The organism is Photorhabdus cinerea, assembly GCF_011189575.1.
GTDB lineage: Bacteria > Pseudomonadota > Gammaproteobacteria > Enterobacterales > Enterobacteriaceae > Photorhabdus > Photorhabdus cinerea.
Genome location: NZ_PUJW01000077.1, coordinates 1 through 3,297, shown reverse-complemented (window position 1 = coordinate 3,297; position 3,297 = coordinate 1). Strand labels below are relative to the sequence as shown.

Genomic DNA, 3,297 nt, shown 5'->3' with positions numbered 1-3,297 from the left:
TGGTTGCAGTCGCTGGCAGGCGACTGCGTTAGGTACCAGACGGATTTCAACTCTGCGGTTGGCAGTACGCCCCGCAGTTGTTGAATTGGTGGCGACTGGCCGCGTTGCACCTTCGCCTTGTACGGCAGAACCCAATTGTTCCGTCCATAATAAATCCGGGAAACATCAAACCGGATCAGATATTTCCTGACCGGCGGTTTAACCGAAATACAAATAACAGCGCAGACCCTTTATACCCAATAGATTTCAAGTTGCAGGGCGGCGGCAAGTGAGCGCATCCCCAGGAGCATAGATAACGATGTGACTGGGGTAAGTGAACGCAGCCAACAAAGCAGCAGCTTGAAAGATGAAGGGTATATACGCTATCAATTAATGTATGCATTAACAGAATACACTGTTTATGAATAAGGTCATTCTCTTAATGGGTGCATATAAAAATCAAGTCTTCATTCATCAAAAAGCACAATTTGCTTAATACCGAGATAATATAATCATCGAGACAAAAAGATAAATCCCAGAATATTAAACAAAACATAAACAAGATGACATTTATTTACATAGAAAGGTTGCTCATTCAAATATAACAGGGCAATCAATCTATACAATAAAATAATATTCATTATCATTATCTTTTAGCCCGGTACAACCAACGTCATTTTCAAACCTGTAACTTAAATACGTAAAACTATCGTAAAAAAGAATGAATCTCAATTTCAAATGAGAATTTATCCTCCTATACTGTCATCCAAAATTATAACCTTCTTTCTGTCTCTCAATGGCAGGGCATAAAGCGATAATATCCTCCTGTTCTTGTAAACAAAACATAACACAATGCAATATCAATCCAATACGAGAATGGTTTATCCTGTACACATAGAGCGGGGTGTGGCCTCATTCTACCAAGCATTAAATCACTAGATGGGAAACACCCTGTAAATAAGGCGTTATGTATTTTATCAAATTGTACCCAACCTCCAAAGCAAAACATAATTAAGAAACAAAATAAAACAAAAGACATAACCCCTTCATTCATAGGTTCATCTTTTCTGCTATTCTTCGCCATTATATTACCTCACTTTCAACATAACAAAAATAAAAACCAGTAACAATAAGGCACCAAAAAACACAATACATCCACGTTTAAATCCAGATAATGACCCAGAGGTTACTATGCGTGATTCTGGAATGTGTGTTGGTTGGTCTTGTATACCTTCTGAATCTGAATTACGGAAAAAATCTAACAACATCACTCCTTTTTTAGAGATGTACCCCGTTTTATTTCTCTCATCAACGAAAACAAATTTAAAATCAAAATCCAGTAGATGAGGCAGAGTATACAGATAATCACTGTCATACTCCTTGAAAGCACTCCCTGGCACATCAAGCATTGCGGAAATAGCATTTGGATACTCATTCTGTCGCTGACTTAAATAGACAAAAAGAGAGGGGTAATCGTCAGGATATTCTGGGCGAAACAGCACATAGCCAATTTTACCTTCCTCTACCGGATTAACCTCTTCCAGCCAAATATAATAATTCTCCAGCGCTGATATAAAATCAGAAAGTAATCTTTCCTGCTCTTCTTCGGAAGTTGCTTTTTCAAGCGTCTGCCATATTTCCAGTAAGTTACCCGACATTCTGCGTACCTTCTGATGTTGTCCGATACTTTTCTGCGATTTTTTCTTGCAAACGGGTATATGCTGATAATTGGCGATCATATAATGCCTGACGTTCTTCCCTCGTCTGATTCGCCAACACATAACGCCATAAATGCACAGGATTATTCGCAGCACTGACATTAATCGGGTCATCAGGATCAACCTGACAAGCCTCTTCTACTTCCTGAGGCCATTGCGGTATTTTGCTAGTCTGCATAGCAATATAACGGGCAACACTGGTAATTAGATCAAATGGAAAATTTATTAGTTTAACAAACCACTCCAAACGAGAATTCATCCGCATTAGATACTGTAATCCAAAAATATAACTTTCTTTCTTTTGCTCAATAGGCGGACACAATAAGATAATATCCGCCTGTTCCTGTAAACCATCTTCCTCCATATAGCAACGGATAAATTCCCAATAGCCCAGCATCAACTCCTGAAATAATCCAGAAAATCCCAGACTAAATGTATCCAATACAGTTTCCTTATCGTCTGCCAGAATATGACCGTCAACACACCATTCCGACATCTTGCCGCTGTACTTGGTCAGAGTAAAAAACACCGCTTTCCAGGGAATCGATAATACCGTGCCATTAAAACGGTAAACATGAATCATCTGAGTTTTGCGGTTAAATCGAATGGGATAATGTGTCGTAGCAAACCACTCTTTTAGGGTCAGTTTGCCACTGAAATAGATCAATAGCGCAAAACCTGCTGTCAACACAGATACATCGAATAAAGAAGGGATTACCTTTTTATAAATAATATACTGATAAGCCATTCCACCATAAGCGTATAATATTAATCCAAAACAGATCAAAAAAAGCGGCGCAAATAGTGAACTAACAAATCCTTTATTCCGATAATACTTATCCACAGTTTCCATATAAGTCGAGTTCATACGGATCACCGTATCGTACTCAATCATATATTCGCCTGTTTTACCCATTAACCGGGTCGGTTTTCCTTGATAAAGTTGATTATCTTTCTCTTGCTGAGTCAAAGGACGATTCAGTTCGTAGGACATGTAAAATCGACTTAATATCATAGTTATGCTCCCGCAGTCATTAATTTATTAAAAGCGTCCATTTCCATTCTGCTATCAGGCCAGATAGCAAGAATATCCTCTTCACCCGCTGGAATCTTGCGCCACAAACAAGCCATCAACCATTTCTGGATCTCATTTTTCTTCTTCATTTCCAGATAGATATTGGCACCAAAGAATAGAACCAAGGCAACAAAAATACCTAATGGACCTAAGACACCAGCAATCCACAAACCTGCACTCACCGCCGAAATCAGATAGGCAATTCCCAATCTTCTATTTTTTTTGAAAAATATCTCATCTATTGCATGATAGCTATCCCAGACCACTCCAATGATCGCGGCCCGGGCGCCAAGGAATTTCACTACCTCAAGACCTTCCATTAACTTAAGTAGGTTTTTTCCCCCCAAGACAGAACCTAGCAGAGGCTGTAATCTGAGTACCTGAAAATTATTCAACAACCGCTCACAAGTTTCAGCAACAGCCCCCATTGCGGAGACCAGATCCGCCGCAAACCGGGTACATACCTCTGTATTTTCCTTAGGCCACCCAGCCGCGCGCAATGCAGAAATCTGCAACACCAGCGAG

3 protein-coding genes and 1 pseudogene are annotated in these 3,297 nt (G+C 39.7%); all 4 read right to left on the bottom strand.

What is annotated here, in order from left to right; all coding sequences use genetic code 11:
* Positions 1-772: 772 nt before the first annotated feature.
* The gene (locus C5469_RS22495) at positions 773-1,063 is read right to left on the bottom strand and encodes a hypothetical protein (protein ID WP_166310889.1); all 291 of its coding nucleotides are present in this window, start codon (positions 1,061-1,063) and stop codon (positions 773-775) included.
* Between the two features lie 4 nt (positions 1,064-1,067).
* A complete protein-coding gene (locus C5469_RS22490) occupies positions 1,068-1,637 on the bottom strand; it encodes a hypothetical protein (protein WP_166310887.1) in 570 nt (189 codons plus the stop codon).
* Entirely contained in the window at positions 1,627-2,712 is a 1,086-nt protein-coding gene (locus C5469_RS22485) for a DUF6708 domain-containing protein (protein ID WP_166310885.1), read from the bottom strand. The genes C5469_RS22490 and C5469_RS22485 overlap by 11 nt, the downstream gene beginning before the upstream one ends.
* 2 nt (positions 2,713-2,714) lie before the next feature.
* Positions 2,715-3,297 (bottom strand): annotated as a pseudogene (locus C5469_RS22480) (hypothetical protein); the annotation flags it as partial.

Excerpts from the sequence above, each read along its gene's own strand:
- C5469_RS22485 (WP_166310885.1), bottom strand. The coding sequence starts at position 2,712 with ATGATATTAAGTCGATTTTACATGTCCTACGAACTGAATCGTCCTTTG.
- C5469_RS22495 (WP_166310889.1), bottom strand. The coding sequence starts at position 1,063 with ATGGCGAAGAATAGCAGAAAAGATGAACCTATGAATGAAGGGGTTATG.
- C5469_RS22490 (WP_166310887.1), bottom strand. The coding sequence starts at position 1,637 with ATGTCGGGTAACTTACTGGAAATATGGCAGACGCTTGAAAAAGCAACT.